4 protein-coding genes, 1 CRISPR repeat array and 1 riboswitch are annotated in these 6187 nt (G+C 63.8%); of the genes, 2 read left to right on the forward strand and 2 right to left on the reverse strand.

Annotation, left to right across the window (positions count from 1 at the left end; all coding sequences use genetic code 11):
- Positions 1-186: 186 nt before the first annotated feature.
- Positions 187-263: riboswitch (cyclic di-GMP riboswitch) on the reverse strand.
- Between the two features lie 169 nt (positions 264-432).
- Complete coding sequence (locus tag M6689_RS08530; protein ID WP_298270275.1) at positions 433-1074, reverse strand: LexA family transcriptional regulator; 642 nt, start codon at positions 1072-1074, stop codon at positions 433-435.
- A gap of 230 nt (positions 1075-1304) precedes the next feature.
- On the opposite strand from M6689_RS08530, the gene uvrA reads away from it, so the two are divergent.
- A complete protein-coding gene (gene uvrA / locus M6689_RS08535) occupies positions 1305-4118 on the forward strand; it encodes an excinuclease ABC subunit UvrA (protein WP_298270278.1) in 2814 nt (937 codons plus the stop codon).
- A gap of 100 nt (positions 4119-4218) precedes the next feature.
- Positions 4219-4812 carry a phosphatase PAP2 family protein gene (locus M6689_RS08540; RefSeq protein WP_298270281.1) on the forward strand — a complete coding sequence of 198 codons (594 nt, stop codon included), beginning with the start codon at positions 4219-4221 and terminating at the stop codon, positions 4810-4812.
- 32 nt (positions 4813-4844) lie between these two features.
- Here M6689_RS08540 and M6689_RS08545 read toward each other — a convergent pair whose 3' ends face one another.
- Positions 4845-5378, reverse strand: coding sequence for a DUF4337 domain-containing protein (locus tag M6689_RS08545; RefSeq protein WP_298270283.1), 534 nt, complete (start codon positions 5376-5378; stop codon positions 4845-4847).
- 436 nt (positions 5379-5814) lie between these two features.
- Positions 5815-6136: a CRISPR direct-repeat array (repeat unit 37 nt; unit sequence GTTTCAATCCTCGCCCGCCCCGAAAGGCGGGCGCTAC).
- Positions 6137-6187 lie beyond the last annotated feature (51 nt).

The following is a 6187-nucleotide window of genomic DNA, read 5'->3' on the forward strand; positions in this document are numbered from 1 at the left end:
TAATTCATAGATCCTCCTGATGATACATGTATCGTTGGTTGCTTTCGTGTTGACGCGAATTGCCGGATTCGGATCGGCGACGCCGACTTCTCGTTACCTGTTCCCTGACGCCAGGGACCTTTTTCACCTCCCTTTGGTGGCACCGGCTGGCACAAAAAAAGCCGGGTGCCTGAATATCGTGGATATTTCGGCAACCCGGCTGTCTCGGTGAGACCCTGTAGGCTTTCCGTCCCATCCTCGCGAATGGTTTAGTATTATCGTCTATCTGCGATTATGCGGTTGTCACGGTTCCGTGAGCAGGGAGCGTGCCATTCTGCAAGGGGTGGCGCCAACCGGCCGAAACTGTGCGATTTTTGTGGCGGCGCTTTCCCCCGGTCCCCGAGGGGAGTATCCCATAACCTCAATCTCCTGCCCCATTTCGGGTACGCCGGCTCAGATCCGGACGTTTCGCCAGACCTGGACCACGGTGCCGATGATCCGCGTGTCGGGGTCCGGTTGGAAGGGGGCGTAGGCGGCGTTGTCCGGAGAGAAGAAGATCTCCCCCTCCTTTTCCCGGTAGCGGCGCAGGATCGCCTCGTCCCAGCGGTTGGTGACAAGGACGATGGCGCCGTTCGCCGCATTCCCTCCCGGCGCGAAGATCGCCAGGTCACCGTCGCGGATGGTCGGTGCCATGTAGTCGCCGTAGACGACGATAGCGAAGCAGCCGGCGGGAATGCCGGGCAACGCGATCTGGCCGATGACATCCCGTGCCTCCCCCCCTTCGGAAAACCGCCGCGATACGCGCCCCAGAAGCGGCGTCCCGGCCCCGCCGGGTGCCACGGGGACGTTCGGGGCGGTCCCTTCCCCCGCGCTCTTTCCCCCCCGGCCCGTCAGCAGCCATTCCCTGCTCACGCCGTACGTGTGGCAGAGAGCGATCTGCAACGTGTCCGAAGGGGTTTTCGTCCCGCGCTCGATGCTGCTCAGAAACCCCTGCACGATCCCGAGGGATTCGGCAAACTCTTTCTGGGTCAGGCCGTTGGCGCGCCGTAATTCCTTGATGCGCCGACCGACGGCGGTGGGGTCGTCGAGAGTCATGTACTGTATCTCCTTGTGATGGGGAAGCCTCTCCCCGTATGAAGTAACAATAACACCCCAGTCGGTGGGGCTCAATGTAAAATATCTGGGTGATATTTTACCGGCGTCGAGGGGCAACGGAGATGGAGCCAAAACGGTGCCGATTGTGCTACAGTAATCCGTTGCCGTGCACCCACGCCGGCACCGGGCCTTGACCGCCCGATTCCACCCTGCAGCTCCCCAGGAGTCCCATGGCACACGACACCATCATCGTCAAAGGCGCCTGCGAACATAACCTCAAATGCATCGACGTGGAGATCCCCCGCGACCGTCTCGTCGTCATCACCGGCATCTCCGGCTCGGGGAAGTCGACCCTGGCCTTCGACACCATCTACGCCGAGGGGCAGCGCCGCTACGTGGAGTCGCTTTCCGCCTACGCCCGCCAGTTCCTGGAGCAGATGGAAAAGCCCGACGTGGAGTCCATCGAGGGGCTCTCCCCCGCCATCTCCATCGAGCAGAAGACCACCAGCCGTAACCCCCGCTCCACCGTCGGCACCGTCACCGAGATCTACGACTACCTCCGCCTCCTCTTCGCCCGCGTCGGGCGCCCTCACTGCTACCAGTGCGGCCGGGAGATCGCCTCCCAGACCGTTTCCCAGATGGTGGACCAGATCATGGCGATGCCCGCGGGGACGCGGCTCCAGCTCCTCTCCCCCATGGTGCGCGGCCGCAAGGGGGAGTACCGGAAGGAGCTCGCGCAGCTCCGCAAGGACGGCTTCGTCCGGGTCGTCGTGGACGGGGTCCAGCACGAGCTCTCCGAGGAGATCCCCCTCGACAAGAACAAAAAGCACGACATCGACATCGTGGTGGACCGGCTCATCGTCAAGGAGGGGATCGAGCGGCGGCTGGCCGACTCCCTGGAGACGGCCCTGAACCATGCCGAAGGGGTGGTGAAGGTGCAGGTGGTGGACGGCGAGACGGTCCTCTTCTCCGAGGCCCTCGCCTGCATCGAGTGCGGCATCTCCTATCCCGAGATGACCCCCCGGATGTTCTCCTTCAACAACCCCTACGGCGCCTGCCCCGACTGCACCGGCCTCGGGACGCGCATGTACTTCGACCCGGAGCTCGTGGTCCCGAATCCCGACCTCTCCATCCGGGAGGGGGCCATCGTGCCGTGGGAGAAGCGGCTCTCCGGCTGGTATCACCTGACATTGGAGGCCCTGGCCAAGGCCTACAATTTCGACATCCGGACCCCCTTCAAGAAGCTGTCGGCAAAGGTGCAGGAGGTGATCCTCCGGGGCTCCGGGGGGGAGAAGGTGGAGTTCTGGTGGGAGGAGGACGGGGGGCGGCGCCACACCTACACCAAGGAGTTCGAGGGGGTGATCCCGAACCTGGAGCGGCGTTACCGGGAGAGCGATTCGGAGCAGGTCCACGAAGAGCTGGAGCGCTACATGAACGTCATGCCCTGCCCCACCTGCCAGGGGGCGCGTCTGAAGAAGGAGGCGCTCCACGTGAAGGTGGCGGGGCGCGACATCCGGCAGGTGACGGCCCTCTCCATCAAGGACGCCCTGGAGTTCTTCGCCTCCCTCGCCCTCACCCCCAAGGAGGAGGAGATCGCCCGCCGGATCCTGAAGGAGATCCGGGAGCGGCTCCATTTCCTGGTGAACGTGGGGCTCGACTACCTCTCCCTCGACCGCGCCTCCGGGACGCTGTCCGGTGGCGAGGGGCAGCGGATTCGCCTGGCCACCCAGATCGGCTCCAGCCTTGTGGGGGTCCTCTACATCCTGGACGAGCCCTCCATCGGCCTCCACCAGCGGGACAACGGCCGGCTGCTGCAGACCCTGAAACACCTGCGGGACCTGGGGAACACGGTCCTCGTGGTGGAGCACGACGAGGAGACGATCCTTGAGGCGGACTTTGTTCTCGACATGGGGCCCGGCGCCGGCGAGCACGGCGGCCGCGTGGTGGCCCAGGGGACCCCGGCGGAGATCATGGCAAACCCCGATTCGCTTACCGGCCGCTACCTCTCCGGGGAGCTCGCCATCGCCGTGCCGAAGAAGCGGAGAAAGCCCAGGCGCTTCATCACCATCGCCGGCGCTGCGGAGAACAACCTGAAGGAGGTCACCGTCGACATCCCCCTCGGGGTCATGACCTGCGTCACCGGGGTCTCCGGGTCGGGGAAGTCGACCCTGGTCATCGACACCCTCTACAAGGTTCTGGGGCAGCGCCTCTACCGGAGTCGCGAGCGGGCCGGTGCCGTGCGGGAGATCCGGGGGTTGGAGCAGCTCGACAAGGTGATCAACATCGACCAGTCCCCCATCGGCCGCACGCCGCGCTCCAACCCCGCCACCTACACCGGGGTCTTCGCCGACATCCGCGACCTCTTCGCCCAGCTCCCCGAATCCAAGGTGCGCGGCTACAAGCCGGGGCGTTACTCCTTCAACGTCAAGGGGGGGCGGTGCGAGGCGTGCTCGGGGGACGGGATCATCAAGATCGAGATGCACTTTCTCCCCGACGTCTACGTCCAGTGCGAGGTCTGCAAGGGGGCCCGCTACAACCGCGAGACCCTGGAGGTGACCTACCGGGGAAAATCGATCGCCCAGGTCCTCGATATGACGGTCTCCGAGGCGCTTCGCTTCCTGGAGAACATCCCGAAGATCAAGACGAAGCTGCAGACCCTGGAGGAGGTGGGGCTCGGCTACATCCGCCTGGGGCAGGCGGCCACGACCCTCTCCGGCGGAGAGGCCCAGCGGGTTAAGCTCGCCAAGGAGCTCGCCCGCCGCGCCACGGGACGCACCATCTACATCCTCGACGAGCCCACCACCGGCCTCCACTTCCACGACATCGCCAAGCTCCTGGAGGTGCTGCGAAAGCTCGTGGAGGGGGGAAACACCATCGTCGTCATCGAGCACAACCTGGACGTCATCAAGACCGCCGACCACATCATCGACCTCGGCCCCGAGGGGGGCGACCGCGGCGGCGAGGTGATCGCCACCGGGACGCCGGAGGAGGTGGCAAAGGTGACGCGGTCGTACACGGGACAGTATCTGCGGAAGATGTTGTGAATTACCTTGAAAATCCTGCTTGACGTGCGGGATTTTCAAGGTAGCTCGTGCCGTGATGTGGCCGCGGGTTTGGCAAATCCCTTATCCTGAAAGGCAGCAGATGACCCCTTCGCTCTACCAAACCCTCTACGGCCCCGATAGCCTCAACTTCAAGCTCTTCATGGCGATCAATCACGCCCACCATCCGCTGCTGGACCCGGTGATGGAGGCGCTCATCTACCTCGGCGGCTCGCGGATCGTCTACCTCTACGCGGCGCTCCTCCTCGGTGTGGCGCTGGCGCGGCGTGAGTGGCTCCCCCTGCGTTACGTCGCGGTCTTCTGTATCGGCACGGCGGTAGGGATCGGCTTCGAAGAGCTCCTCAAGGGGACCTTCCAGGTCCCCCGGCCGGGGCTCGCCATCGGCCTTGACAAAATCATCATCCTCGGCGAGGTGAAGCTCAGAAACTCCTTCCCCTCGGGACACGCGATCTTTGCGTTTGTTACGGCCTCCACCCTCTCGTGGCGGCGGGGGACGGGGTGGAAGGTGCCGCTCTACTCCTTTGCGGCGCTCGTGGCCTACTCCCGGGTCTACGTGGGGGCCCACTATCCCCTCGACGTGGCTGCCGGCGCAGTGGTCGGCGTCTTCACGGGGTTTGTCGTCTGGAAGGGCTACGAGTCCGTTGCGGCGCGAACCGCGGGGAAAAGAGACGGGTAGGGGAGGGGCGATGGCATCGCCCCTTTTTCAAGTCAGAAGAAGCGCAACATGGCGTTCAGGAAGAAGAAGAGCCACCCCGCGTTGGCGGACATCCCGATGTACCAGAGGTAATGTCGTTTGGTCAGGCTCGAGATGGAGGAGAGCATGATGGCGATCTGGAGGAAGATGAGGCTGTAGCCGAAGTTCCCCCCCATGAACTGGGCCTTCTCCTTCTGCTTCGCCAGCTCCTCGGCCTTGGCCTTGATCTCCTTCTTCTCGGCGTCGTAGCGCTTCACCTCGGCACCGTAGGAGGCGATGGCCTTCGCGTAGCGCTCCCGGGCCGACGGGGAGAGCCTCTCCTCCCCGGTGGCGAGCTCCAGCTCCAGCCGCTCCTTCTGGATCTCGAAGGTGTGCTGCTTGATGCTTTTGGACTGGTAGTAGGCCCACTGGTTGCTCTCCACCCCCTGGAGCAGCACCGCCCGGGTGGAAAACTTTCCCATGTAGAGGGTGGTGATGGCGGCAAGGACCGCCATGATGGCGGTGGAGAGGGCAAGCCAGCTCAGCCACCGTTCCTTCTGATCGCTCATGTATGCCTCCAGGATCGTTGGGTGCTTTCACGGAAATCCGGGGAAATCATAGGGATGGGGCGAGGAAATTTCAAGGAGGAAACCGGAGTATGAGGTCTACCCGGCCCTGCGGGTTTTCGTGTGCGGGCGTTGCCGGTGGGAATCAGGCGGCACCGGGCTCTTGACGATGCAAGGCTTGCGGCGCGGGTGTGGGGGGGAGCTGGGCGTGACTTACTGTTTGCTGAGCGGAAGAAACTTCCGCCATGAATTTGGCTCCCGTTTCTTGTGCATGACGGACACGATCAGTATGCGGTCTGAGCGCCTCTGATAAACGATTCCAAACTGAAAGCGGTTCGTGCGACAGCGCCGTGTCCTGGCTGATAAGGGCGTCCATGCCAGGGGAAAACGGACGTCACTCTATCAAGCGGTAAGTGTCCGTTAAAAGGTTGAATCTGGCCTGGCGGAGCGTCTTGTCCCCTGAGAGCGGGCGCTACCGGGCTCTTTGCCACTTTCTGTAACCACTTGAAGTTTCAATCCTCGCCCGCCCCGAAAGGCGGGCGCTACGCTGCTCAGGGGGTGGAATCACCGGGGGAGGAGTTTCAATCCTCGCCCGCCCCGAAAGGCGGGCGCTACCGGCAAGACGGCACAGGCCGCGTTAACTCACCTCCAGTTTCAATCCTCGCCCGCCCCGAAAGGCGGGCGCTACTCCGATGGCGACCTCCTACGCCCCCGAAGAGTGGATGTTTCAATCCTCGCCCGCCCCGAAAGGCGGGCGCTACCTTTGTCCTCCATGGCGTGGTGAAGCTCCGACGAGTTTCAATCCTCGCCCG

The organism is Geobacter sp. (genome assembly GCF_027327745.1).
Taxonomy (GTDB): Bacteria; Desulfobacterota; Desulfuromonadia; order Geobacterales; family Geobacteraceae; genus Geobacter.